Source organism: Mycobacterium sp. IDUB_17 (genome assembly GCF_055419465.1).
Genome location: NZ_JBVAXS010000010.1, coordinates 1 through 22082, shown reverse-complemented (window position 1 = coordinate 22082; position 22082 = coordinate 1). Strand labels below are relative to the sequence as shown.

The following is a 22082-nucleotide window of genomic DNA, read 5'->3' as shown; positions in this document are numbered from 1 at the left end:
CGTCGGGCGCGGCCGGATCATTCCCGCCGAGCCTGCGTCCAGGCCGCCGAGCCTGCGTCCAGATCGCGGATTCGCCGAATTTCGCGATCTCACCGCAGTCTCGGCGCGCAACCACGCCTACGCTCGACGCTCATGACCGTGCACAGACTGCAGCCCTTCGCCGTGACGATCTTCGCGGAGATGTCTGCACTGGCCGGCCGACTGGGCGCGGTCAACCTCGGGCAAGGCTTTCCCGACGAGGACGGCCCGGCCGAGATGCTCAAGGTGGCGCAGAACGCCATCGCCGAAGGCCACAACCAGTACCCGCCCGGCCTCGGCATCCCCGAGTTGCGCGACGCGATCGCCGCCCAGCGCAAACGCCACTACGGCATCAGTTACGACCCGGACACCGAGGTGCTGGTGACCGTCGGCGCCACCGAGGCCATCGCCGCATCGGTCCTCGGCCTGGTCGAGCCGGGCTCGGAGGTACTGGTGATCGAGCCGTTCTACGACTCGTACTCCCCCGTGATCGCGATGGCCGGGTGTGTCCGTAGGGCCGTGCCGCTGCTCGCCGACGGTGCCGGTTTCGTGATCGACGTAGAAGGTTTACGCCGGGCCGTGACGCCCAAGACCCGCGCATTGATCCTCAACTCCCCGCACAATCCGACCGGCGCGGTGGCCTCCGATGCCGAGTTGCGCGCCATCGCGGCGCTGGCCATCGAACGCGACCTGCTGGTGATCACCGACGAGGTGTACGAGCAGTTGGTGTTCGGTGTCGAGCACCTGCCGCTGGCCGGATATCCCGGCATGGCGGAGCGCACGGTGACCATCTCCAGCGCGGCCAAGATGTTCAACGTCACCGGCTGGAAGATCGGCTGGGCCTGCGGGCCGGCCGAACTCATCGCCGGGGTCCGTGCCGCCAAGCAATATCTGAGCTATGTGGGGGGCGGCCCGTTCCAGCCCGCGGTGGCCCACGCACTCAACCACGAGGACGGCTGGGTGGCCGACCTGCGCCAGTCATTCGAGGCCAAACGCGACCGGCTGGGCAATGCACTGGCCGACATCGGGTTCGAGGTACACGACAGCCGCGGCACGTACTTTCTGTGCGCCGACCCACGGCCGCTCGGATATTCGGACAGCACGCAGTTCTGTGCCGAGTTGCCGCATCGGGCCGGGGTGGCCGCGATCCCGATGTCGGCGTTCTGCGACCCGGAGGCTCCGCACGCCGATCTGTGGAATCACTTGGTGCGCTTCGCTTTCTGTAAGCGCGACGACACCATGGAAGAGGCGATCCGCCGCCTCGGCATGTTACGGGGCTAGCCTTCGTCGCTCAACACGATGGCGCGCTCTCTGGCCGTCATCGCACCCCAGATGCCGTACGGCTCCGGGGCGGCCAGGGCATGATCGCGACACCGGGCCAGCACAGGGCAATCCCGGCAGATCGCCTTGGCGGCATCCTCCCGCTTGCGCAGCTGGCGCCCCCGGACCTGGTCCGGGAAGAACGCCTCTGCCGGATGGTCCCGGCAGCGCCCGTGCAGCTGCCAGCTCCACTCGTCGAGCGCGGGTGGTGGCAGGTTGCGGGGAGAGCGGTGGACCGGGATCGCCGGACGCGTGGCGACGGTATCGCGTATCGCTTGTCGCGCAACGAGTTCCAGCGGTGGTCGGCTGTCGAAAAGCGTGCGGGACAAGGCGTTCACTCCTTTGGGGGAAGTGGCGTGTGGCCTGCCATGCTGCCAGCCGAGCCGGAGCCGGCACGTTGTCATCGTGTAAGGAATCGACCGCAGATCGCGACACTTTGTCGCGCCATTTCGGCACGCTGCCGGCGATCAAGTGATATGGCCGTCGCCGCCGAGGGCGTCGGCAATTCGAGTAGGCCGATACTCGCGCGCAGCCTCACCAAATTTGCCACCATCGTAAAAACACTGGTGGGAGGCGTAATGAAGCTCGGATCGACAACGCTTGGGCGCGCTGCCGGCCTGACTGCGATCGTCGCGTCGGCGGTGCTCGCGGTGGCCTGTAGCGGATCGGCGGACCACACGGACCCGCCACCGCCGCCGCCACCGGCGAGTGGGAGCGTGACCCTGCCCACGACTTCGACGACCCCGTCTGGACCGCCCACCACCCACAGGCCACCCACCACCACCAACGACGGCAGCGGTGGATACACCACCACCACGACCTCGACCACCACCACTCTTACGGTCCCGGAGACCACCACTACATTGCCCACCCCGACGATCACCACGACAACGACGGTTCCGCCCACCACGCAGGCGCCGCCGGCGTGAGCGACGAGACGAAATCGCTCACCCAGTCCGCGGAGCGGTGGCTGAGCCTGGCGGCCCTGGTCGTCGCACCGACATCACTGATCACCGGGCTGTGTTACTTCTTCGGCCTGCTCTTCATCCGAAGCAAGTTGCAGTATTTCGGTGTCGATCCGTCGACTCTGGGTTACACGTCGGCCGACTATGCCGTCACCACAGTGGGACTCTTCTTCTTCGCAGCCCTGCGCGTGTTGATCGTCCTCGCGGTGCTGGTGGTCCTTGTGGTCGCGTTCCGGCACTGGGCCGCCACGGGGCGCCGAATCACGTTGTTGCGCACCATCGCATGGCTATTCGCGGGCTTCGGCGCAGTGAGCTTGACCGTCGCCGTGGTCTGGCTGGCGTCCGAGCGCAACCTGATCAAATGGATAGTCGACAACCCCACCCAAATGCACATGGCGGTGGCAATCGCCGCCGGCATCACGCTACCGGCCACCGGCTACTGGACTCTGACCCTCACCGGCTTGGGCCGGCTACCCAAGATTGCCGAGCGAGCACTGCTCGTCCTGGCGGCCACGGGCCTGGTGGTGGCGCTGTTCTGGGTCACCGACCTGTACGCCGTCGACCAGGGCAAGGGCCACGGCGCGTTCGCCTCGACACAGCTGTGGGCCGCCGACGGTGATTACACCGCAGTGCAACTCGACACCACTGAGACGCTGGACCTGCCGGGCAGCATGGTCAAGACGACAGTGCTGCCCTCCCAAGGCCCACCCGCCCCACCGGTCTACCGATACCAATGCCTGCGCGTCCTCGAAGCGCACGGCGGGCGTTACGTTCTGGTGCCGGCCAGATGGTCACGGGAACAGGGTTACTCCATCACCGTGACGCCCGACGCGACACACCGCATCACCGGCGTGGTGAACGCGACTCCCGTCGCGAAAGGACCCAGTATCGACCCGTACTGGCAATGCCCCGAAGTCGTACGTACTTTCGGGCAGCCCGACCTCGAACCCATTCTGCTCGGACCCGAGGCCGTACAGACGACCGTCGGTGCCGGCAGCCTGAAGGCCACCGGCCCGGACACCAACTCCGATGCCGCGCCTGCCACCGGTGACTCCACTCCGCCGAAAGGTTGTGTACCCGAGGGCGATCCATCGGGAATCCCCGCAGCGCTGCCGCCGTACCCGGCAGATGTACCGGCCGCGCGGGAACGCGAGTTCACCGGTGGAACCACTTCCGGCCCGGTGTGGTTGCGGCAACGGGCCATGAGATTCGCCAACCCCGCCGAGGCCACGAATTTCATGGCCTCGGTCCAGGACCACTGGGGTTACTGCGCGGGCAAGACAGCCGCGGTGAACCGTCATGGCGAGGCTCAGCCCCGCACCCTCGGAGCACGTGTAGTGCAGGAAGGCATTCTGTCGGTGCCGGATTCGGCGCCGTCGAGCACGATCCCGGACTGCACCCAAGCCCTGACCGCCAAATCCAACATCGTCGTCGCGGTCGACCTGTGCGGCGCCGAGGAACCATCGCGTGCGGTCGCCGTCGCCTACTCCCTGCGGGAGCGCATTCCCACCGACTACTAGGGCAGCGCGGCGGCCACTGCCCACAACGCGGCCAGATCCTCCGGCTCGGTCCGGATCGGACTGAGCACCACATCGGTGGCACCGGCGTCGAGATAGCGCTGCAACTGCGCGCGGACCTGTTCCGGTGACCCGACGGCCGCCAGTTCGGCGACGCTGGAAACCTGTTCGCGGGCAATGACTTTCCGATAAGACGGAATGCTCTCGTAGAATTCCAGTCGCTGCGCGGCGGCGTCGCGGGCAGCGTCCGCGTCATCGGCGACGAGCGCCGGCACCATGGCCACCACCTTCGGTTGCGCCCGGCCCACCGCGGCGGCCGCCGCGGTGATCGTCGGCACGATGAACTCCCCCACTGTGCGCGGTCCGGCGAGGTACGGCAATGTCCCATCGGCCAATTCACCTGTCACGCGAAGGGCTTTGGGCCCCATCGCGGCGACGTACACCGGGACGGGAGCACCGCCGGCCACGTGCACGGGCCACTCCGGGCTCGCGGTGAACTCGGTGCCGTGGAAGTCGACCGCACCATCGTGAAGGATCGCGCGGAGCACCTGCAGATGTTCCCGTAGCCGGCCCACCGGATCGGGCCACACCGTGCCGAAGGCCCGGTGTTCGGGTGCGTGCGAACCCAATCCGAGCCCCAGAGTGAAGTTGCCGTGCGCGGCGGCCTGCGCGGTCTGCGCGGCGGACGCCACCAGTAAGGGGTGACGGGGATTGAGCGGCACCACCGAGGTGCCCACGCCGAGACCGGGCACCGCAGCCCCGATCAACGCGGCCAGCGTGATGGCGTCGACGTCGAATTGCTGGGCGAGCCAGATCTGACGGACCCCGGCCGCGGACGCGGTGCGGGCCTGTGAGATCGCGGCGTCGACGACGTTGGGGGCGGACGGGTTCAGGGGGAGGACGACTCCGGTCGGCATACCGGCACCAACCGGCACGGCCGTCTGGGCTATTCCTTTCCGCTCACGCTGCGCCATACCCGCGACAGCCATCAGCAAACTTCTTCCGGGATCCTCGGCTACACCTTGGAAAGGCTCAGCTAATCGGCCGGCCCCCCGGCCGCCCGCGATTTAGCCCAGCAAATAATTTGCCACCGACCCCCCATCAAGATCAGCAGGTCTGGATACCTGTCGCCTGACAAGCGGCTATCAAACTTCCAAACGCAACGACCTTGATCCGCCGCCGACCGATGGATGCAAGCCCTCGTAGTTGATGCGCCCGTGGCAACTCAACCGGTATGAGCAGCAATAAATTGGCAGACGCTGACGAAAATATCTCGCCAGGACCGGCCGGTACGAACACGTTCCAATTTTGCGGATTTAAGGGATTTCTCAGGTACTCTCCCCGTGTCCAAGATCACCCACCGAAAGGGACTAGATGCCAGTCACACTTCGCTCACCGCTCGCGGCGGGAGTCGCCCTGGTCAGCGCCAGCGCTATCGCGCTCACGCCGATATCGGCGATCCCCGCGGATCTACCCGCGCCGGCAATCCAGTCGACGGCAGTTCAGCTAACCGCCTCGATCGATCCACTGGACGCCTGGGTGAAGCTGTTCACCAACACCGGGGTCAGCGCAACGACGCTGGCCGAGCAGATCCTTGCCGACCCCGCGCCGATCCTGAGCCAGATGCTGCACAACGGGGCCGGCTACGCCCAAACGATCGGCACCATCGTCCAGGGCATGGGCAATGGTGTGGTGCAGTGGGTGAAAGACGTGCCCATGTACGCGGACGGGGTGAAAGCCGCACTGGACCAAGGCCGGATCGACAACGCCATCATGCAGATGGTGTATCCGCTGTTCGGGCTGGCGATCGGTATCGCGATGCCGCTGATGTCGCTGTCGTCGATCACCGTCGGCATCACCGGGAACCTCTACAAAGTGGCCCAGACCATCGCCAACCCGATGACGCTGTTCGGTACCGTGCTCGGCACGCTGCAGATCATGTCGAGCACCGCCGGCCAGCTCGGTGTCGGCCTGCAGTCCTTCGTCGACTCGGTCAAAGCCGGCGACGCAGTCGCGGCGGTGAACGCCCTGATCGCCACGCCGGCCTTGGTTCTCAATGGCCTGATCAACGGGACTGAATACACGCCCGGAATCCTGACGCCCGAAAGCCCCACGTCGTCCCCGTTGCCCGGCCCGATCGCCGGCGTGATGGTGCAGGTGCGCCGGGCCATCGCGCAGGCACTCGGCGCCCCGGCACCCGCATCGCCGATGGCGTTGCGCACCGCGCCCGACACGGTGGCCCCCGAAAGCCCAGCGGCCCTGCCGTCGGCCACGGCCAACACTGTCACGGTCAACCTCACCACCGACACCGCGGTGAAGACCGCAGTGACTGAGGCTCCGGTCGAAAATGTCGTCACCGAGAAGGCCACCGAGACCGACTCGCAGACCACGGTGTCCGATGCGGACACCAAGACGGAGCCCGCGAGCACCGAAACCAACGAAAACACAACGGTTTCAGACGACGCCGGCACCACGGTTACAGAGAAGACCGACACCGCCGCTGACGCAACCAACACCAGCAGCACCCGCGTCACGGCCAAGGTCCAGTCCACCAAGGCTGCCGAGAAGATTCGCGGCGACATCAAGAAGTCTGCCGATTCGGTTGGCAAGAACGTGGATTCGACGGTCTCCAAGATCCGCGACGGGCTCAAGAAGGGCATCAGCAAGCCCGCCAAGCCCGGCACCAAGAAGACCGACAGCGGCGCAGGCAACGGCGGCTCCAGCGAGGGCAGCGACTAACCACACCCCCTAGCCGTCGGCCCCGCCTTCCTCCACAAGGCGGGGCCGACGTGCTGGAGCGTTACTGCCGGCGCGAATTGCTCATGACGCGCTGACGCAACCGCTCGACGGCGACGTCGAGGACGAGTTTCCTCGCGCGCTTGACGAGGAACTCCGGGACCGGCATCGCGAGGTCGACGATGATGTCGAACCGCACCCGCGTCCTGTCCAACTCGGGCATCAGGTTGTATTCGACGTGCTGGCCGCGCTGCTGCAGGTTGGGCTCGGCATCCCACACCATCCAGTAGTCGCCCCAGTGAAATTCGAGCATTTCCGTGTCGGTGATGCCCAACAACCGCATCGTTGCCTTGACATGGTGCGGCCTGCCGTCGGGATAGCGATCGACGACCTTGACGTGACGATGCAACGTAGACCAGGACGGCAGCGCGTCGACATCGGCGAGCACCTCCATGATCGCCTCCGGCGAGGCGTCGAAGACCTCCTCGCGTGATGCCTGCACGGCCACGCCTCCGAATCTAGCGAAGCGTGCCGCCCAAGGCTGTGGTTCTGCGATGCCAACCCGCCGGCGAGAAAGCAGCGCGGGACTGATTAGCTGGGTTGCCGCGCGACGATCACCGGCGATATGGACGAATGAACCACTGCCGAGCTGACCGAACCGAGCAGCATTCCGGTGAATCCGCCGCGTCCACGATTGCCGACCACCACGAGCTGCGCGGTCTCTGCCTGGGCCAGCAATTGTCGGGCGGGCTTGTCCGGCATGACCACGCGCCGCACCGTGACATCGGGGTATCGCTCGCACCAGCCGGCTAGCTGCTCGGCGAGCGCACGTTCGGCTTCCGCGCTCAGGTCTTCCCACTTCACGTCGGGGAACTCGAAGTTGAGGTCGGTCCAGGTATGCACCACCACAAGCTCGACACCGCGTCGCGACGCCTCGTCGAAGGCGATCTCGGTGGCGTATTCGGAGGCACGCGACCCGTCGACCCCGACCACCACGGGCCCGTCCGACGGGTGTTCGCTTTCCGGGATCACCGCGACCGCACCGTGGGCGTGAGCCGCCAGGCTCGAGCTGACCGAGCCGAGCAACCGGCGTCCCCATTTACTCAGGCCACGGGAGCCCACAACCACCAGATCGGCATGCCGCGAGTAATCGATCAGCGTGGCCACCGCGTGTCCGGGAACCGCTTTCGCGATGATCCGAGGTTCCTGCTGGCCGGCAATAGTCTCGACCGCAACACGGCGCGCATCATCGAGGACCTCCTGCCCGCGCTCGTCCTGATAATCCCAATAGTCCTGGGGCAAAGCGACATCCAGCCAGACCGGTGACGCAGCGCCCGGGAGCGCGTGGACCAGCGTCAGCCCGACGCCCCGCAACACGGCGGAGCGGGCCGCCCAGGCCACGGCGGCGTCCGACGAGGGCGACCCGTCAACCCCGACGACGATGCCGTGCCGGACGTCATGGTCACTCATGCGAATCTCCTTGTGGTGCAGAACGACAGATCATCACCGGCACCGGACTGTGGTGCAGCAGGTTCAGGCTCGTCGAACCCAGCAGGACACCGGCCAGTGCGTTGCGGCCCCGGGACCCGACCACTACGAGCCCAGAGTCGGCGACATGCTTCAACAGCGCCTTGCCGGGCGAGTCCGGCTCGATGAAACACTTGGCATCGACGCCCGAGTGGCGCTTGTTGTGGACGTCGACGGTCTCGGTGAGGTCGGCCAGTTCGGCGGCCTCCACGCCATCCCAGTCGATCAGCAGCGGGATGGTGACACCGGTCTCGGCGGGCGCGGCCAACGACAGCGAGCGCACGGCGTTGACCGCCAGCCCGAACCGATCGGCGAACTCGAATGCCGTCTCGAGTGCGGCCTGCGCGGCGGGGCTGTCGTCCACCCCGACCACGACGGGACCGTCACCGGGCGCCACCTTCTCCCCGCGGAAGGCGACCACCGGGCACGCCGCCCGCGTCGCCACGGCCAGCGCCGTCGATCCGAGCAGCAGCGCCGCGGCGGGCGTCACCTTCTTGCCGCCGAGGACGACGAGGCGCGCATCGGCGCTGGCGTCGATCAGCACCTGGTCGGCGGGTTCGTTGAACGAGACCGTGGACACCGACAGACCGGGATGATCGCCGCGCACGGCTTCATCTGCGGCCTTGAGGAACGCCTCGGCCATGTCGCGTTGGTAGGACATCATCGCCGCGGTGAACGCGGCCGCGGTCTGGGTCAGATTGCGGCCGACCGACGGCAGTGCGTGCACGATGCGCAGCGGAGCGCCGAACCGCTCGGCGACCGCGCCGGCCCACCGGGCGGCATCGAGCGCGCCATCACTGCCGTCGATTCCAACCACTACAGGTGCGTTCGAGGAAGTCACCCCTTCATCGTGGCGGCTGCGCGTCACTATGGCCAGGGACCAAAGACCTCAGGCGCTCCTAGTCCCAGCCGATGTCGGCGATATCGGTGCTCGACTGCGGCGGCTGCCCGGGTGTTCCCGGCGCCGTCCGGGAGAACCGCGGAGCCGGGGCGGCCTGCGCGACACCGTCGACGGAGATCAGTGTCGACCGGTCCAGCAGATGCTCACTCTTGGCGGCCTCACCCCAGGTCAGCACCGGTGTCACGCAGGCGTCGGTGCCGTCGAAGATCGCGGTCCACTCGTCGCGCGTCTTGCTGGCGAACCGCTCGGTGAAGATGGCCCGCATCTCGTCGTAGCGGGCCAGTTCGAACTGCCCGGGGATCTCGCCGGCGTCCAGGCCGAGACCGGCGACCAACTGCGCGAAGAACTGCGGCTCGATCGACCCGACCGCCATGTAGCCGCCGTCGGAGGTCTCGTAGGTCCGGTAGTACGGGGCGCCGCCGTCGAGCAGGAACGACTCGCGTTCGTCGCGCAACGATCCGGTGGCCCGCATGGTCCACATCATCTGCGCCAGCATGCTGACCCCATCGACCATCGCGGCGTCGATGACCTGGCCCTTGCCGGAGAGCTCGCGCTCGTAGAGCGCGGTGACGATGCCGATGACGACGAGCATCGAGCCGCCGCCGAAATCGGCGACGAGGTTGAGCGGGGCCACCGGCGGGCGGTCGCGGTAGCCGATCGCCGAGAGCGCACCCGTCTGCGACAGGTAGTTGATGTCGTGGCCGGCCGTGGTGGCCAGCGGGCCGTCCTGACCCCAGCCGGTGATCCGGGCGAAGATCAGCCGCGGGTTGACGGCCTCGCACTCGGCCGGACCGATACCGAGCCGCTCACAGGTGCCCGGCCGGAAACAGTCCAACAGCACATCGGCTTTGGCGACCAGATCCAGCAGCCTTCCCGGTTCGGCCTTGACGTCCAGGTCCACGATGCGCTTGCCGCGGTGCAGCAGGTCGACGTTCTCGGCGGGCATGGTCAGGCCACCCGGCCGGCGCACCCGCACCACATCGGCACCCAGGTCCGACAGCATCATCGCGGCGTGTGGCCCGGGGCCGATGCCGCCGAGTTCGATAACTCGCACTCCGGCGAGCGGTCCGGTGTTGGTCATGCGAGGCACACTAAGGGATGGGCGACAACGGCTACACGGTCGGTGACTATCTCCTGGACCGCCTCGCTGAACTCGGGGTGACCGAGGTCTTCGGCGTCCCCGGCGATTATCAGCTGGAATTCCTCGACCACATCCTGGACCACCCGAAGATGAAGTGGATCGGCGGCGCCAACGAACTCAACGCCGGGTACGCCGCCGACGGCTACGGCCGGCTACGCGGCATGGCCGCGCTGGTCACCACATTCGGGGTCGGCGAATTGTCGGCGGCCAATGCGATTGCGGGCAGCTACGCCGAACACGTGCCGGTGGTCCACATCGTCGGCGCACCGTCCAAGGACTCCCAGGGTGCGCGGCGCATCGTGCACCACACGCTCGGCGACGGAGACTTCGAACACTTCCTGCGGATGAGCCGCGAAATCACCTGTGCGCAGGCGAATCTGGCGCCCGCGACGGCGACGCGGGAGATCGACCGGGTGCTCTCGGAGGTGCGTGAGCAGAAGCGGCCCGGCTACCTGCTGATCGCGACGGATGTGGCCCGATTCCCCACCGAACCTCCCGCCGCGCCGCTGCCCCGCTACACCGGCGGTACGAGTCCGCGCGCCCTGTCCATGTTCACCGCGGCGGCCGCCGAGATGATCGCAGACCACCGGCTGACCGTTCTCGCCGATTTCCTGGTGCACCGCCTGGACTGCGTCGACGAACTCAACGCGCTGCTCGCCGCCGACACCGTCGCCCACGCCACCCTGATGTGGGGCAAGAGCCTCGTCGATGAGAGCTCACCCAACTATCTGGGCATCTATGCCGGTGCGGCCAGCGAGGATTCGGTGCGCGAGGCGATCGAGGACGCTCCCGTGCTGGTGACCGCGGGGGTGTTGTTCACCGACATGGTCAGCGGGTTCTTCAGCCAACGCATCGACCCGGCCCGCACCATCGACATCGGCGTCAACCAGAGTGTGGTGGCCGGACAGGTCTACGCCCCGCTGGACATGTCGGCTGCGCTCGACGCGGTCACCGCGATCCTCACCGAGCGCGGCATCACCTCACCGGCGCTGCCGCCGCATCCCACCCGGCCGCACACCGACCCACCCGGCCGGGATGCGGCACTGACCCAGGAAGTGCTGTGGGACAGGCTTTCTGAAGCACTTACCCCGGGAAATGTGGTGCTCGCCGATCAGGGAACGTCGTTCTACGGGATGGCCGGACACCGATTGGCCTCCGAGGTGACGTTCATCGGCCAACCGCTGTGGGGCTCGATCGGCTACGCCCTGCCTGCCGCACTCGGCGCCGGGCTTGCCGCCCGGGACCGCCGGACGGTGCTGCTCATCGGTGACGGTGCCGCCCAGCTGACCATCCAGGAACTGGGCGCCTTCGGCCGCGAGGGCCTGTCCCCCGTCGTGGTGGTGGTCAACAACGACGGCTACACCGTGGAACGCGCAATCCACGGTGTCACAGCCGAATACAACGACATCACCGGCTGGCGCTGGACAGAGCTACCCGCGGCGCTCGGAGTCGCCGATGCGCTCACCTTCCGGGTCAGCACCTACGGTGAGCTCGACGACGCGCTGAGAACGGCGGCGGCCACACCGGACCGCATGGTGTTCGTCGAGGTGATGCTGGGCCGGATGGACATCCCGCCCCTTCTGGCCGAGTTGGCGCAATCCGCCTCGGACGCCAATTCGAGCTAATCCGGCGGCTGTCTACCCCTTCTTGACCTTGAGCACCTGCTTGCGCAGACCTTCGGTGGCGGTCTCCACGCCACCCTTCATGGTCCGCTTCAGAATGAAGCCCGGCAGCGGCACCGACAGATCGATCGTGATGTCGAACCGGACCCTGGTCTTGTCGCCCTCGGGGGTCAGGGTGTAGCTGGCGTCCTGGGCCTTGAGCTGGCCGGCGCGCACCAGCGTCCAGCTGACCTTGTTCTCGCTCCAGGTGTATTCGATGACCTGCTCATCGGTCAGCCCGGCTGCCTTGACCGTCATCTTGACCTGCTTGGGCCGGCCGTCGTCGTAGGACTCGAGTACCTCGGCACGCTGGTATTGCGGCGACCAGGTCGGCGTCGCCTCGACATCGGCGACGACGTCGAGGATCTCCTGCGGGGTCGCCTCGATCACTACTTCACGGGAATCGCTGGTTGCCATGCGGTGAGATTACTCGGGGCTACGCTCGGGGATATGAGCAATGCCGTTGATCCCACTGCTCGGCCCAGCGGAACCGGATGTGCGGAGTGCACCGCCGCGCATGGCTGGTGGGTGCATCTTCGGCGGTGTGCGGCGTGCGGGCATATCGGTTGCTGTGACGACTCGCTGGCCCGTCATGCGTCGGCGCACTGGCGTGAGACGGGGCATCCGGTCATCCGCTCGTTCGAGCCGGGCGAGAGCTGGTTCTGGAACTTCGAGACCAACGACTACGCCGACGGGCCCGAACTCGCCCCGCCGCATCATCATCCGAAAGATCAGCCGGTGCCGGGCCCGAAAGGGCGCGTGCCCAGAGACTGGGCCGAACAGCTGCGTAACCGCTAATCGCCCAGCACGGCCTTGGCGGCGTTGTAGCCGGGGATGAAGGTGATTCCCGGTCCGCCGTGGCACCCGGCACTGGCCAAATAGAGACCGTCAACGGGAAGCGGTTGGCCGACATATCCTTTGGGGCCAGGCCGGTTGGGACCCATCTGCTCGGGATGGATCAGCCCGTGGCAGTAGTCGCCGCCCGGTGCGCCGAACATGGTGCCCATGTGCCGCGGGGTGAACGTGGTGTGCCGGATGATCCGGCGCTCGAAATCCGGTGCCAATCTGGTGATCTTCTCGATCACGCGTCGGCCCATCTCGGCCTTCAGCTCGCCGTACCCGGACGTGGACTCCTCGACCGGGAACCACAGCGCGAACGCCGAAGCCGCGTGTTTGCCCGCCGGGGCCAGCGTCGGATCGTGGGCCGACGGAATCTGGAAGGCGATCGCGGGATCGGCGGGCACGATCCCGCGGCGGGCATCCTGCCACTGCTGCTGCAGTTCTTCCGGAGTGCTGAAAAGGCCGATGGCAGCCTGCATCTCAGGGTCGTTGAGCATCTCGTACGGGGCATCGAAGGTAGGGGCTCCGTCGAGAGCGAAATGCATCTGCAGGTAGCTACCGCGATGGTCGATGCGGGTGAACCGCTCGCGCACCTCGGCGGGCAGTGCCTCGGCGTCGATCAACTTGGTGACCGTCGTGTCCGGGGCGATCGCCGACACCACAACGGGCGCGGTGATCGCCGTACCGTCAGCCAGTCGCACTCCGGTGATCCGGCCGCCATCGACCGATATCCGATCCACGCTGCTGCGCAACCGCAACTCACCACCGGCGGCGGTCAGCAGTGCATGCAGATGGTCGGTCAAGGCACCGATACCGCCCACCAGTTTCTTCATCAGCATGGCGTTCTCGTCGGGCACCGCGAGTCCGTAGGCGAGGGCGGCCGCGCTGCCCGGCGTCTCGGGCCCGCGGTAGGTCGTGTTGACCGCCAGGAAGGCCAGCATGCCGCGCAACGCGCCGTGCTTGTCCCGGTCCGGCAGATACCGGTCCAAGACACCGCTTACCGATCCGAACAGCAGGTCATCGATCGCGGAACGTTCGGATTCCGTTGTCGCACAGGCATACATCTCATCGAGCGTGCGGGGCGGACGCCCCGCGTCGAATCGGCCCAGCGCCCGGGTGGGCGCCAGGCTCCACGCCATCAGGCCGGCCATCCCGGCCACCGCGTCGGCGCCGTGGACCTCACCGAGATGGGCGAGCATCTTCATCGGATCGGCGTAATAGACCACCGGCGGGTCACCGATTCCGCGCAGAGACACCGACATGACCTCCAGGTCCACTGTCGGCAAGGTATCCAGCCCGAGTTCGGTGCTGACCACCGCCGAGGTGGGGAACTGCAGGGACCCGGCGATCTCGAACCGGTAGCCGTCGAACAACTCGACGGTCGAAGCCATACCGCCGGCGTATCTCTTGGCCTCCAGGCACAGGGTGCGCATTCCCGCCCGCGCCAAGAGGGCCGCAGCGGCCAGCCCGTTGTGCCCGGCCCCGATCACGATCGCGTCGTAGTCCGCCATCGACTGAGGCTGACACCGAGCTGGATGTTTTGTCAATAATGACAAAACATCACGCCAGCCCGGTGCGCAGCCCTTCCAGCGCGGTCCGGCACATCCGCGCCAGTTCGGGGAGCGTTCGCTCCCCCGCCTCATCGCCGACCATCCACAGCTCCATCGCGCCGAACACCGCGGCGGCGACGCATCGAGCCGTCACCACGATCCGCAGCCGGTCATCCCCCTGCGGCATTCGGCCCTGGCGCGACACCAGCAGCTCGGCCACCGCATCAGCGAAGTCGGATTCCACCTGACGGATGTGCCGCACGATCCGGTCGGGGTCGAGTTCGACCGCACGCATGCCGGCGATCTTCGTCACCGCATCGACGTCATACGGGAAGGCCAGGACCGCGGACTGCACCGAGTCGAGGATCGATTCGGTGGCCGGCCGCTCGGCCAGCGCGGCTCGGAACCAGTGCAGGCCAGCGTCGTAATCGGCGAACAGCAGGTCGTGTTTGGAGGTGAAGTGCCGGTAGAACGTGCGCAGCGACACCCCGGCGTCGGCAGCGATCTGTTCTGCCGAGGTGTCCTCGACCCCCTGGGCCAGGAACCGCACCAACGCGGCCTGGCGCAGCGCCTCGCGGGTGCGTTCACTGCGCGCGGTCTGCGCGGGTCTGGCCATGGCAGTGAAATTACCGCACGGCCGATCGATCCCCGGACACACAAATGTCAATATTGACAAAACTTGGGATCGAGAGTGTGCTCACGCCATGGTGTCGATCATCGTTCATGCAGTTCTGGGCGTGGCCGTCGTCGCGCTCGTCATCCGCCTCAATCCGCATGTCTTCTCGCGCCCGCCCGGGCCGGCGCTGTCCCGCGTCGAGCTGGCGTACTACGTCGTCGGCCTCGCCTCGATCCCGATCTGCTGGTACTTCAACATGAAGTTCGTCGCGCAGTACGCCCAACCGGACGGCAACCCGATCTGGGGCCCGGGAAGTTGGCAAGAGTTCATCGCGCTCGGGTACACCAACCCCGCGGCCGGCTCGGCCAGCGCCGACTACACGATCGCCAATGTCATACTGCTGCCGCTGTTTACGATCATCGACGGGCTGCGCCGCGGCATCCGCCACCCCTGGCTGTTCTTCGTGGCGAGCCTGTTCACCAGCTTCGCGTTCGCGTTCGCCTTCTACTTCGCCACGATCGAACGGCAGCGCCGACACCAACAGGCGGCGGTCCCCGTCAGCTGAGCGGCGTCAGCATCGCAGTGCACGCCAGCACCGCGTCCTCGGTGATCTCCCCCACCTGGTCCCCGCTCTCCACGGTGATCGCGGTGAGTTCACGCAACCCGCCGATCATCATGATGATCCGACGCCGCGAGATCGACACCCCGGCCGCGCGGAACGCTTCGTTGTTCGTCATGGCCTGCACCATGGCGATGAAATGCTCCATCGACTCGCGTTGCAGCGCCCGCGCCGCGGTACCCAGCGTCGGCAGATCGCGAATCCAGGCCAGCATCAGCTCCGGATTGGCCTCGTAGGAGGCGATCCACGCCTCGACCGCCTGACGGACCTGGTCCTGCCAGGACGCGCTCCGGTCGACTCCTCCCGCGACCTCACGCACATGCTGGGTATTGACGCTGGTCAGCAGCGCGACAAAGCACTCTTCACGGCTGGCGAAATGTTCGTAGAAGGTACGGCGCGAAGTCTTCGCCCGGCGCACGATGTCAGCGACGGTGGTGTTCTGATAGCCGTCCTCGACGATCGATTCGTTCATGGCGGCGAGCAGGCGCGACCGGAACGCGCTCTTGTCGGCGTCAACCGACGTCGTGGGACTGTTCATCTCGGGCTGTCATGGTAGTGCCGATCAGCGACGCACGGTGGGGGTGTGGCCAACACTGGACCGTGCACCCGGACTGGCGGCCGGTGGACGGTTCTGCCGGAAACTCAGACAGACACCCAGGTTGCCGCCCACGCACGGAACCCCGTTGACTGTGGGCACCGGCCCACCGGAACGATTCCCGGTCGGATCCAGGGCTGCCGGTTCCGCAGCGGCAGACGGCGCCAGCAACACGGCCAGCGCACAGACCCCGATGACGATCCTGCCCATTCCCGCAGCGTAACCCGGTGGTCAACCGATCGGCGTCAATGGACTCAGCACATCACGCACGAACTGGGCGATGTTCACCGACGGATTGCCGTCGGGGAAGCTCACCGTGGCCAGCACATTGCCGCCGGCGTCGGCGAAGTTCTGATCGGCGCGGCCCTGATGCGTCGACGACGTCACCACGATGATGCCGGTGGCGCCGGCCTTCTTCGCCAGTGGAACCGAGAACTGCGCGTTCTGCACGGTGCTGTTCGCCCGGTCCTCGACGATGATGCGGCGGGCCGGAAGACCAAGCATGACAAGCAGATTGCGCATCTGCGCGGCCTCGGTTTGACCGTTCTGCGGATTGCCGCCGGTGACGATGACCGGAGACTGCGGAAACGCCTGCGCGATCGCGAGGCCGGTGAGGACGCGGTGGTACAGGATGGCGCGCATGGAGCCATCGGGTTTCAGCCCGTACCCGAGGATGACGATGGCGGGTTTGGTGAAATCCTTGCCGGCCACGGGCGGGACGGCCTGCGCGGTCACCGGACTAGCGGTCAGGGTCAGTGCGCATGCCAGCGCGACGACGAGAACCCTCAGGCAGTTGCGCATTTCACTCCCGACAGCCGCGACGCTTGTGAATGCCGTTGCCCATGGGGTTGATGTTACCGATCGGACGGATGTGGCATCCGCGCCTGCCGACCTGCTCACCCGGTGACAGCACGGATTTTCCTCATCCTCAGACAACAGCCACCAAGTCCTCAACGGCCCCTGTCCCCCGCCGTGCACGCTGGCTGGTTCAGCGGCGCCGCACGACCGGGGTTTCGCCTGAAAGTTGTGACCGGTAAGGGGCATTGACGCGAGCAAGGTGATCCAAACCGAACACCAGGAGGTGATGTGATGTCGATCGAGAACCTGCTTGATCGGTACGCCGAGGCGATAACCCCAGTGGGGTACGGATATCTGGCCGCATTGGCAACCGCGATCGTCTGCGCGGTGGTCTGGCGGATCGCCATGACTCCGCGGCGGCCTGCGGTGACGGAACCGATCAGCGCGTCCGAGCTGGCATTCCTGCGATCGGACATCGCCCCGGTGGTGACATCACTCGCAAGCCTGCGCGCCACCGGACGGATCACCGCGGACGGACGGGTGGACCGCGCCGTGCCCAGCCCGGAGACCGACCGGTTCACCGGGCAGGTACTGGAACGGGTCGCCGCCGATCCGGAGCACACCGTGCCGGGTCTGTATGCCGCATCGCGGGACGAACTCGCTGCGCTCGAAGAGCAACTGAGCCGGCGCGGCCTGGTGCGGACCGGGGCCGAACGGGCCCGCATGCGCTGGGGCACAGCGCCGTCGATCGTGGTGATGACGCTCGGTATCGGCTACGGCGTGTACCTGGCGACCCAGTTGTCCGACCACCCGATCCACGCGGTCACGTTCACCGCGGTTGTGCTCGCCACGGTCCTGTACGCAGCACTCGTGCTCCCACACCTGCTCGGCGTCGACCGCCTGACCCGCGCGGGCCGTCGGTTACTGGCCGCCCAACAGAAGGAACTGGCTTATCTGGAACCGGCGAAGCAGCCCGCCTTCGACACCTACGGTCCGGCGGCGGTGGCGATGTCGGTGGCACTGTTCGGTACCGGCGCGCTGTGGGCGCTGGACGCCGACTACTCGACCTCCGTGCAGCTGGCCGGCAGCTCCTCCAGCGGAGCCGACGGCGGCGGCTGCGGTGCGTCCTGCGGGGGCGACGGCGGCGGCGGTTGCAGTGGGTGCGGTGGTTGTGGCGGGTGCGGAGGTTGCGGCGGATGAGCACCGCGACCCGCACCGTGCCCGCCCTGGGCGACGTGGGTATCGGCTGGCGGCGTGAGATCGCCGGGGTGATCACCGATCTGCGGCCCGGGTTCTGCGAGGTGATCGCCGAATCGATCCCGGTCCGCCGCCGTCGAGCCCGGCCCGAACCGGCCCTGGCGGATCTGGTCGCCCGCGGTGTTCCGGTGGTACCCCACGGCGTCGCACTCTCGCTGGGCGGCGCAGAACCCGTGCAGCCCAGGCGGGTCCGGCGGCTGGCCGCCTGCGCAGAAGCGCTCGACGCTCCGGTGGTCAGCGAGCACATCGCCTTCGTCCGGGCCGGCGGGATCGAGGCCGGGCATCTCCTTCCGGTGCCACGCACCCGGGAGGCGCTCGACGTGCTGACGGCGAATATCGACCGCACCCGGCGCGAACTGCCGGTGCCGCTCGCGGTGGAGAACATCGCCTCGTTTGTGGAATGGCCGGAGTCCGATCTCACCGAATCGGAGTTCCTCACCGAGTTGGTGGAATGCACCGGGGTGCTACTGGTCCTCGATGTGGCGAACGTCTACGCCAACGCCCGCAACCGTGGACGTGATCCACTGCGGGAGATCGCGCGCCTGCCGGTGGAGCGGGTGGCCTACAGCCACGTCGCGGGCGGTCGGGAGGGCGAGGACTTCTACCACGACACCCACACCGATCGGACTCCGACGGAGGTGCTGGACCTGGTCACAGCGCTGCGGGAACGGGTCGATACCCCGTTCATGCTGGAGCGCGACGGCCGGTTCCCACCCGCCGCAGAGCTTTTCGATGAGCTGGACGCGATCGCCACGGCGGCCGGAGCTCCATCGATCACCGCCGGGGCGAGGGAGGCGTGGGCATGAGAGACACCTTGGCTCAGCGGCAGGAAGCCCTGGTCCGGGCGCTGGTGACCGGCGGCCCCGTGCCACCCGGCTTCGATCCGACGGCAGTGGCCGCGGCCGGCGAGGTGTGTCGACACAAACGCGACGCGCACTCAGGTGCCACCCCTCGTCCGCGCCGGTGGTGGTCGGTGTGCCTCTGAAACACCGGACAGGCCTGACCAGCGTGACACGATGGTGAGATGAGTGACTGGACGAGGGGAAGACTTTTCGGCGCTTTGAAGGCGGCCGGAGCGGCTTCGATGGTGGGCTGTGCGTTCATGTTGGGTGCCGGTGCTGCGCAGGCAGATCCGGGGCCGTTCGAGCCACCGAGGCTCGTCCCCGTCGACGGCTCGACCGTCGGTGTGGCCCAGCCGATCATCATCAACTTCCCCGGCCCCGTCGACGACGCCGGTGCCACCGAAAACGCCATCCATGTCTCGTCGGTCCCGGAAGTTCCCGGCAAGTTCTACTGGATGACCCCCACGCAGCTGCGTTGGCGTCCGCTGAGCTTCTGGCCCGCCCACACCGCGGTCACCGTCGATGCCGCCGGCACGGTGTCCAACTTCAAGACCGGGGACGCGCTGGTGGCCACGGCCAACGACTCCACACACCAACTGACCGTCACCCGCAACGGGGCCGTGGAGAAAACCATCCCGATGTCGATGGGTATGGCAGCCGGCGGCCACCAGACTCCGAACGGCACCTACTACGTTCAAGAAAAAATGCCGTCGGTGGTGATGGATTCGTCGACCTACGGTGTCCCGGTCAACTCGACGTACGGCTACAAGGTGACGGTCGAGTTGGCCGTCCGGTTCGACGACAGCGGCGACTTCGTGCACAGCGCTCCGTGGTCGGTGGACGATCAGGGCAAGCGCGACGTCAGTCACGGCTGCATCAACATCAGCCCGGCCAACGCGAGGTGGTTCTTCGACAACTTCGGCGCCGGCGATCCCATCATCGTTCAGAACTCCACCGGCACCTACTCCCGGCACGATGGCTCCAACGATTGGCAGATCTAATCGAGAAGCGCCGCGACGGTTCCGACGATCGTTGTCAGCAGTCGATCTGAGGCCGGTTGCCACACGCCGTGGCGCTTCTTCGGTGTGACGTCGACGGGGTCACCGTCCCGCGTGACACGGCCCGTGGTCAGGCTGATCCTGAATCCGTTGACCTCCAGGTGCCTTTGGCCGATCCGGACCGGCTCGGCTGACGTGAACTCGGCCAGGATGTGCTCCAGGATCACCCGCCGCGTCGCGAGGACTCCCGCGGGTGACTGGGTGGACGAGCCGCCGGATTCGGATCCGCCCTCGATCGCGACAGTGGAGGCACTGAGAATCAGATCGGCCGAGCGAATGATCTCGGACACGGCAGGCACGTCGTCGCATCCCTCGGTGGCAATCGTCACGGAGCCGTCTGCGGCCATTCCCAGTGCTCCGACGCGTAGGCCTGCTGCACTGCATGTCTCCAAGCCCGCGCCCGGGTACACCGAGCCGTCGAACCACATCTCCGCGCCCACCGTCCCCACCCGTCGGGTGATCGTTTCGTGGCCTGCGCTGGTCCAGCCCTCTGCTCGATACAGACCGGTCAGCTGTCGCGCATTCAGAACCGCGTGATCGGCGATCAACCGGTCGGCGTCGGCATTGGTGTAGTGCTCCCGAAACACCTGCGCGAACGGCTGCACCAGTTGCAGGTTCCGGACGCGAAGGCGCCACGCGCTCCGTTCGTCGGGAGTCGCCGCAGCGGGGTGCCAGAGTCGGACCCTGGCGCTGTCCAAGACGCTGACCGGCCGGCCCGCCGCGTCGGTGAATTCGCCTGGCTCGCCGAGGAATGCCGGCCCGTCGACGATCTGCCAGACGAGGCTCTTGCTGATCGGAGCGACCGGGGCTGCGAATGCAGCGTCGAACCACGTCGGATACGACCACGACGCGGAGACGAGCCACCCAGCCTCCAGTGCCTTGGTCCACGTGGTCAATTGGGCCTTTGAGGGGGCGGTTTCGAACGGTAGCCGCAAGGCGACGTCCGGGCGCCCGGCCAGCGCTCGACGGGCCTCCTTTATGTACCTGGTGAACTTCTTCTTGATCCCGGCGTGCCGTACGTCGCGAGTGGTGTCCGCGAGGCCCGCCACACTCTCAGGGGTCGGCGCGGCCATGACGGCGCGGGCAAGCGCGAAAGCCGCCGCCTGTGACGGCGCTGATTTGGCTGCCGCCTGTGGTGCGATGGCAGCTCGGCCGAGAATTCGGGGAATCGGCTCCGCCCAGTCGGCGTCCAGAGTGAGCGCGACAAGCGCAGCGCGCTCGATCACCCGCGCGTCGGCCGGGCTGAACGCCTTGTCGGCGACGAACGGCACGGTCCCTTCGTGGATCGCAGCCAGCCGCGAATCCGCGAGCGCAAGGACCTTGCGGGCGAAATCGAGGTACTCGCCGTCCCGGCTCAGCTGCTCGATCAGTGCGCGCAGGACATCGTGATCGTCTCCGACGAGCACCCAACTACCGCGCAGCATCCCGAGTGCGTTCGCAGCGGGCAGTCCGAGACGGACTTCGAAATGCGCTTCCAGTTCCTCCAGGAACCCGTCGGTCATGCTTGGAGAGGGTACGTGCGCACCGCAGCTGACCGGAAACAAAAAGACCACCTGTCACCAGGTGGCTTTTGTGGTGGCCAGGGCCGGGATCGAACCGGCGACCTTCCGCTTTTCAGGCGGACGCTCGTACCAACTGAGCTACCTGGCCGGAAGGCACCGGCTCTCACAAACCGAACTGCCTCGCCGTGATGGCGACCCTGACGGGACTCGAACCCGCGACCTCCGCCGTGACAGGGCGGCGCGCTAACCAACTGCGCCACAGGGCCTTGCTTTCCTGCGTGCTCCGCGTTTCCGCGATGCGTACCCCCAACGGGATTCGAACCCGTGCTACCGCCGTGAAAGGGCGGCGTCCTAGGCCACTAGACGATGGGGGCCTAATCCGAATCTCTCCGGGGTGTTCACAACGTGTCCGTTGGGAGCTTCGATAGCTTAGGGTACGGATGCCCAAATCTTCAAACCCGGTGGTCGCAACACCAATTTCATCCATCTTGTACCCTGTCTTCTCGCGCCCCTATAGCTCAGTTGGTAGAGCTACGGACTTTTAATCCGCAGGTCGTAGGTTCGAGCCCTACTGGGGGCACCAGCAGCCCCCCCGTCGTCGCCATCGCCGGGGGTCAGC

General features: G+C 67.0%; 24 protein-coding genes and 4 tRNA genes. 12 read left to right on the top strand and 16 right to left on the bottom strand.

The features are described 5' to 3' along the window. Positions 1 to 132: 132 nt before the first annotated feature. Complete coding sequence (locus ACZYZ7_RS30375) at positions 133 to 1299, top strand: pyridoxal phosphate-dependent aminotransferase (RefSeq protein ID WP_450071100.1); 1167 nt, start codon at positions 133 to 135, stop codon at positions 1297 to 1299. Here ACZYZ7_RS30375 and ACZYZ7_RS30370 read toward each other — a convergent pair. After that, positions 1296 to 1667: a WhiB family transcriptional regulator gene (locus ACZYZ7_RS30370; RefSeq protein WP_353653665.1), complete on the bottom strand. Its 372-nt coding sequence runs from the start codon at positions 1665 to 1667 to the stop codon at positions 1296 to 1298. The genes ACZYZ7_RS30375 and ACZYZ7_RS30370 overlap by 4 nt on opposite strands. Before the next feature lie 249 nt (positions 1668 to 1916). Here ACZYZ7_RS30370 and ACZYZ7_RS30365 point away from each other — a divergent pair, with 249 nt between their 5' ends. Then, positions 1917 to 2267: a hypothetical protein gene (locus tag ACZYZ7_RS30365; RefSeq protein ID WP_463742443.1), complete on the top strand. Its 351-nt coding sequence runs from the start codon at positions 1917 to 1919 to the stop codon at positions 2265 to 2267. Continuing rightward, on the top strand, positions 2264 to 3823 hold the full coding sequence (locus ACZYZ7_RS30360) for a sensor domain-containing protein (protein ID WP_463742442.1): 1560 nt from the start codon (positions 2264 to 2266) through the stop codon (positions 3821 to 3823). The genes ACZYZ7_RS30365 and ACZYZ7_RS30360 overlap by 4 nt, the downstream gene beginning before the upstream one ends. Here ACZYZ7_RS30360 and ACZYZ7_RS30355 read toward each other — a convergent pair. Further along, positions 3820 to 4737 carry a TIGR03564 family F420-dependent LLM class oxidoreductase gene (locus tag ACZYZ7_RS30355; RefSeq protein WP_463742480.1) on the bottom strand — a complete coding sequence of 306 codons (918 nt, stop codon included), beginning with the start codon at positions 4735 to 4737 and terminating at the stop codon, positions 3820 to 3822. The genes ACZYZ7_RS30360 and ACZYZ7_RS30355 overlap by 4 nt on opposite strands. A 457-nt stretch (positions 4738 to 5194) precedes the next feature. On the opposite strand from ACZYZ7_RS30355, the gene ACZYZ7_RS30350 reads away from it, so the two are divergent. Then, complete coding sequence (locus ACZYZ7_RS30350; protein WP_450071103.1) at positions 5195 to 6559, top strand: hypothetical protein; 1365 nt, start codon at positions 5195 to 5197, stop codon at positions 6557 to 6559. 61 nt (positions 6560 to 6620) lie between these two features. Here the strand turns inward: ACZYZ7_RS30350 and ACZYZ7_RS30345 are convergent, their stop codons facing one another. From ACZYZ7_RS30345 to ACZYZ7_RS30330, 4 genes are all read right to left on the bottom strand, one after another. Continuing rightward, positions 6621 to 7064, bottom strand: coding sequence for an SRPBCC family protein (locus ACZYZ7_RS30345; RefSeq protein WP_135452633.1), 444 nt, complete (start codon positions 7062 to 7064; stop codon positions 6621 to 6623). An 83-nt stretch (positions 7065 to 7147) separates the two neighbouring features. After that, on the bottom strand, positions 7148 to 8026 hold the full coding sequence (locus ACZYZ7_RS30340; protein WP_135452632.1) for a universal stress protein: 879 nt from the start codon (positions 8024 to 8026) through the stop codon (positions 7148 to 7150). Then, positions 8019 to 8924, bottom strand: a complete 906-nt coding sequence (locus ACZYZ7_RS30335) for a universal stress protein (RefSeq protein WP_135452631.1) — start codon at positions 8922 to 8924, stop codon at positions 8019 to 8021. The genes ACZYZ7_RS30340 and ACZYZ7_RS30335 overlap by 8 nt, the downstream gene beginning before the upstream one ends. A 58-nt stretch (positions 8925 to 8982) precedes the next feature. Further along, the gene (locus ACZYZ7_RS30330; RefSeq protein ID WP_450071104.1) at positions 8983 to 10065 is read right to left on the bottom strand and encodes a CaiB/BaiF CoA transferase family protein; all 1083 of its coding nucleotides are present in this window, start codon (positions 10063 to 10065) and stop codon (positions 8983 to 8985) included. A 17-nt stretch (positions 10066 to 10082) separates the two neighbouring features. Here ACZYZ7_RS30330 and ACZYZ7_RS30325 point away from each other — a divergent pair, with 17 nt between their 5' ends. Then, positions 10083 to 11750 carry an alpha-keto acid decarboxylase family protein gene (locus ACZYZ7_RS30325; RefSeq protein WP_450071105.1) on the top strand — a complete coding sequence of 556 codons (1668 nt, stop codon included), beginning with the start codon at positions 10083 to 10085 and terminating at the stop codon, positions 11748 to 11750. Positions 11751 to 11762: 12 nt separating this feature from the next. Here the strand turns inward: ACZYZ7_RS30325 and ACZYZ7_RS30320 are convergent, their stop codons facing one another. Next, on the bottom strand, positions 11763 to 12203 hold the full coding sequence (locus ACZYZ7_RS30320; protein WP_135452628.1) for an SRPBCC family protein: 441 nt from the start codon (positions 12201 to 12203) through the stop codon (positions 11763 to 11765). A gap of 33 nt (positions 12204 to 12236) precedes the next feature. Here ACZYZ7_RS30320 and ACZYZ7_RS30315 point away from each other — a divergent pair, with 33 nt between their 5' ends. After that, positions 12237 to 12584, top strand: a complete 348-nt coding sequence (locus tag ACZYZ7_RS30315) for a UBP-type zinc finger domain-containing protein (protein ID WP_135452627.1) — start codon at positions 12237 to 12239, stop codon at positions 12582 to 12584. Here ACZYZ7_RS30315 and ACZYZ7_RS30310 read toward each other — a convergent pair. Next, entirely contained in the window at positions 12581 to 14137 is a 1557-nt protein-coding gene (locus ACZYZ7_RS30310; RefSeq protein WP_135452626.1) for a phytoene desaturase family protein, read from the bottom strand. The two genes, ACZYZ7_RS30315 and ACZYZ7_RS30310, sit on opposite strands and share 4 nt — an antisense overlap. Positions 14138 to 14186: 49 nt before the next feature. Beyond that, complete coding sequence (locus ACZYZ7_RS30305; RefSeq protein ID WP_450071106.1) at positions 14187 to 14792, bottom strand: TetR/AcrR family transcriptional regulator; 606 nt, start codon at positions 14790 to 14792, stop codon at positions 14187 to 14189. An 88-nt stretch (positions 14793 to 14880) separates the two neighbouring features. Between ACZYZ7_RS30305 and ACZYZ7_RS30300 the strand changes: the two genes are divergently transcribed. Continuing rightward, positions 14881 to 15357, top strand: a complete 477-nt coding sequence (locus tag ACZYZ7_RS30300; RefSeq protein ID WP_135452624.1) for a DUF2834 domain-containing protein — start codon at positions 14881 to 14883, stop codon at positions 15355 to 15357. On the opposite strand, the gene ACZYZ7_RS30295 is transcribed toward ACZYZ7_RS30300, so the two are convergent. The 3 genes from ACZYZ7_RS30295 to ACZYZ7_RS30285 are packed head-to-tail and all read right to left on the bottom strand — an operon-like array spanning position 15350 to position 16807. Continuing rightward, the gene (locus ACZYZ7_RS30295; RefSeq protein ID WP_135452623.1) at positions 15350 to 15949 is read right to left on the bottom strand and encodes a TetR/AcrR family transcriptional regulator; all 600 of its coding nucleotides are present in this window, start codon (positions 15947 to 15949) and stop codon (positions 15350 to 15352) included. The two genes, ACZYZ7_RS30300 and ACZYZ7_RS30295, sit on opposite strands and share 8 nt — an antisense overlap. A 24-nt stretch (positions 15950 to 15973) precedes the next feature. Beyond that, positions 15974 to 16216, bottom strand: coding sequence for a hypothetical protein (locus ACZYZ7_RS30290; RefSeq protein WP_135452622.1), 243 nt, complete (start codon positions 16214 to 16216; stop codon positions 15974 to 15976). 21 nt (positions 16217 to 16237) lie between these two features. Beyond that, entirely contained in the window at positions 16238 to 16807 is a 570-nt protein-coding gene (locus ACZYZ7_RS30285; protein WP_135452621.1) for a YdcF family protein, read from the bottom strand. Between the two features lie 288 nt (positions 16808 to 17095). On the opposite strand from ACZYZ7_RS30285, the gene ACZYZ7_RS30280 reads away from it, so the two are divergent. From ACZYZ7_RS30280 to ACZYZ7_RS30265, 4 genes are read left to right on the top strand one after another with little or no spacing between them, the layout of a single operon-like run. After that, entirely contained in the window at positions 17096 to 18004 is a 909-nt protein-coding gene (locus ACZYZ7_RS30280) for a TIGR04222 domain-containing membrane protein (protein ID WP_450071107.1), read from the top strand. Then, positions 18001 to 18867, top strand: a complete 867-nt coding sequence (locus tag ACZYZ7_RS30275) for an MbnB/TglH/ChrH family RiPP precursor modification enzyme (RefSeq protein WP_135452619.1) — start codon at positions 18001 to 18003, stop codon at positions 18865 to 18867. Before ACZYZ7_RS30280 ends, ACZYZ7_RS30275 begins: the two co-directional genes overlap by 4 nt. Further along, on the top strand, positions 18864 to 19046 hold the full coding sequence (locus ACZYZ7_RS30270) for a hypothetical protein (protein WP_450071108.1): 183 nt from the start codon (positions 18864 to 18866) through the stop codon (positions 19044 to 19046). Before ACZYZ7_RS30275 ends, ACZYZ7_RS30270 begins: the two co-directional genes overlap by 4 nt. Before the next feature lie 39 nt (positions 19047 to 19085). Next, entirely contained in the window at positions 19086 to 19904 is an 819-nt protein-coding gene (locus ACZYZ7_RS30265) for a L,D-transpeptidase (protein ID WP_135452617.1), read from the top strand. On the opposite strand, the gene ACZYZ7_RS30260 is transcribed toward ACZYZ7_RS30265, so the two are convergent. The 4 genes from ACZYZ7_RS30260 to ACZYZ7_RS30245 all read right to left on the bottom strand — a co-directional run bounded on the left by ACZYZ7_RS30260 (position 19901) and on the right by ACZYZ7_RS30245 (position 21837). Beyond that, positions 19901 to 21463, bottom strand: a complete 1563-nt coding sequence (locus ACZYZ7_RS30260; protein ID WP_463742441.1) for a DUF4132 domain-containing protein — start codon at positions 21461 to 21463, stop codon at positions 19901 to 19903. The two genes, ACZYZ7_RS30265 and ACZYZ7_RS30260, sit on opposite strands and share 4 nt — an antisense overlap. A 71-nt stretch (positions 21464 to 21534) precedes the next feature. Then, positions 21535 to 21611: transfer RNA gene (locus tag ACZYZ7_RS30255), tRNA-Phe, on the bottom strand. 41 nt (positions 21612 to 21652) lie between these two features. Beyond that, positions 21653 to 21729: transfer RNA gene (locus tag ACZYZ7_RS30250), tRNA-Asp, on the bottom strand. A 35-nt stretch (positions 21730 to 21764) separates the two neighbouring features. Further along, a tRNA-Glu gene (locus tag ACZYZ7_RS30245) sits at positions 21765 to 21837 on the bottom strand. 133 nt (positions 21838 to 21970) lie between these two features. Between ACZYZ7_RS30245 and ACZYZ7_RS30240 the strand changes: the two genes are divergently transcribed. Beyond that, a tRNA-Lys gene (locus tag ACZYZ7_RS30240) sits at positions 21971 to 22046 on the top strand. Positions 22047 to 22082 lie beyond the last annotated feature (36 nt).

Excerpts from the sequence above, each read along its gene's own strand:
- ACZYZ7_RS30375 (WP_450071100.1), top strand. The coding sequence starts at position 133 with ATGACCGTGCACAGACTGCAGCCCTTCGCCGTGACGATCTTCGCGGAG.
- ACZYZ7_RS30365 (WP_463742443.1), top strand. The coding sequence starts at position 1,917 with ATGAAGCTCGGATCGACAACGCTTGGGCGCGCTGCCGGCCTGACTGCG.
- ACZYZ7_RS30355 (WP_463742480.1), bottom strand. The coding sequence starts at position 4,737 with ATGCCGACCGGAGTCGTCCTCCCCCTGAACCCGTCCGCCCCCAACGTC.
- ACZYZ7_RS30350 (WP_450071103.1), top strand. The coding sequence starts at position 5,195 with ATGCCAGTCACACTTCGCTCACCGCTCGCGGCGGGAGTCGCCCTGGTC.
- ACZYZ7_RS30340 (WP_135452632.1), bottom strand. The coding sequence starts at position 8,026 with ATGAGTGACCATGACGTCCGGCACGGCATCGTCGTCGGGGTTGACGGG.
- ACZYZ7_RS30330 (WP_450071104.1), bottom strand. The coding sequence starts at position 10,065 with ATGACCAACACCGGACCGCTCGCCGGAGTGCGAGTTATCGAACTCGGC.
- ACZYZ7_RS30325 (WP_450071105.1), top strand. The coding sequence starts at position 10,083 with ATGGGCGACAACGGCTACACGGTCGGTGACTATCTCCTGGACCGCCTC.
- ACZYZ7_RS30320 (WP_135452628.1), bottom strand. The coding sequence starts at position 12,203 with ATGGCAACCAGCGATTCCCGTGAAGTAGTGATCGAGGCGACCCCGCAG.
- ACZYZ7_RS30315 (WP_135452627.1), top strand. The coding sequence starts at position 12,237 with ATGAGCAATGCCGTTGATCCCACTGCTCGGCCCAGCGGAACCGGATGT.
- ACZYZ7_RS30310 (WP_135452626.1), bottom strand. The coding sequence starts at position 14,137 with ATGGCGGACTACGACGCGATCGTGATCGGGGCCGGGCACAACGGGCTG.
- ACZYZ7_RS30305 (WP_450071106.1), bottom strand. The coding sequence starts at position 14,792 with ATGGCCAGACCCGCGCAGACCGCGCGCAGTGAACGCACCCGCGAGGCG.
- ACZYZ7_RS30300 (WP_135452624.1), top strand. The coding sequence starts at position 14,881 with ATGGTGTCGATCATCGTTCATGCAGTTCTGGGCGTGGCCGTCGTCGCG.
- ACZYZ7_RS30295 (WP_135452623.1), bottom strand. The coding sequence starts at position 15,949 with ATGAACAGTCCCACGACGTCGGTTGACGCCGACAAGAGCGCGTTCCGG.
- ACZYZ7_RS30290 (WP_135452622.1), bottom strand. The coding sequence starts at position 16,216 with ATGGGCAGGATCGTCATCGGGGTCTGTGCGCTGGCCGTGTTGCTGGCG.
- ACZYZ7_RS30285 (WP_135452621.1), bottom strand. The coding sequence starts at position 16,807 with ATGCGCAACTGCCTGAGGGTTCTCGTCGTCGCGCTGGCATGCGCACTG.
- ACZYZ7_RS30280 (WP_450071107.1), top strand. The coding sequence starts at position 17,096 with ATGTCGATCGAGAACCTGCTTGATCGGTACGCCGAGGCGATAACCCCA.
- ACZYZ7_RS30275 (WP_135452619.1), top strand. The coding sequence starts at position 18,001 with ATGAGCACCGCGACCCGCACCGTGCCCGCCCTGGGCGACGTGGGTATC.
- ACZYZ7_RS30270 (WP_450071108.1), top strand. The coding sequence starts at position 18,864 with ATGAGAGACACCTTGGCTCAGCGGCAGGAAGCCCTGGTCCGGGCGCTG.
- ACZYZ7_RS30265 (WP_135452617.1), top strand. The coding sequence starts at position 19,086 with ATGAGTGACTGGACGAGGGGAAGACTTTTCGGCGCTTTGAAGGCGGCC.
- ACZYZ7_RS30260 (WP_463742441.1), bottom strand. The coding sequence starts at position 21,463 with ATGACCGACGGGTTCCTGGAGGAACTGGAAGCGCATTTCGAAGTCCGT.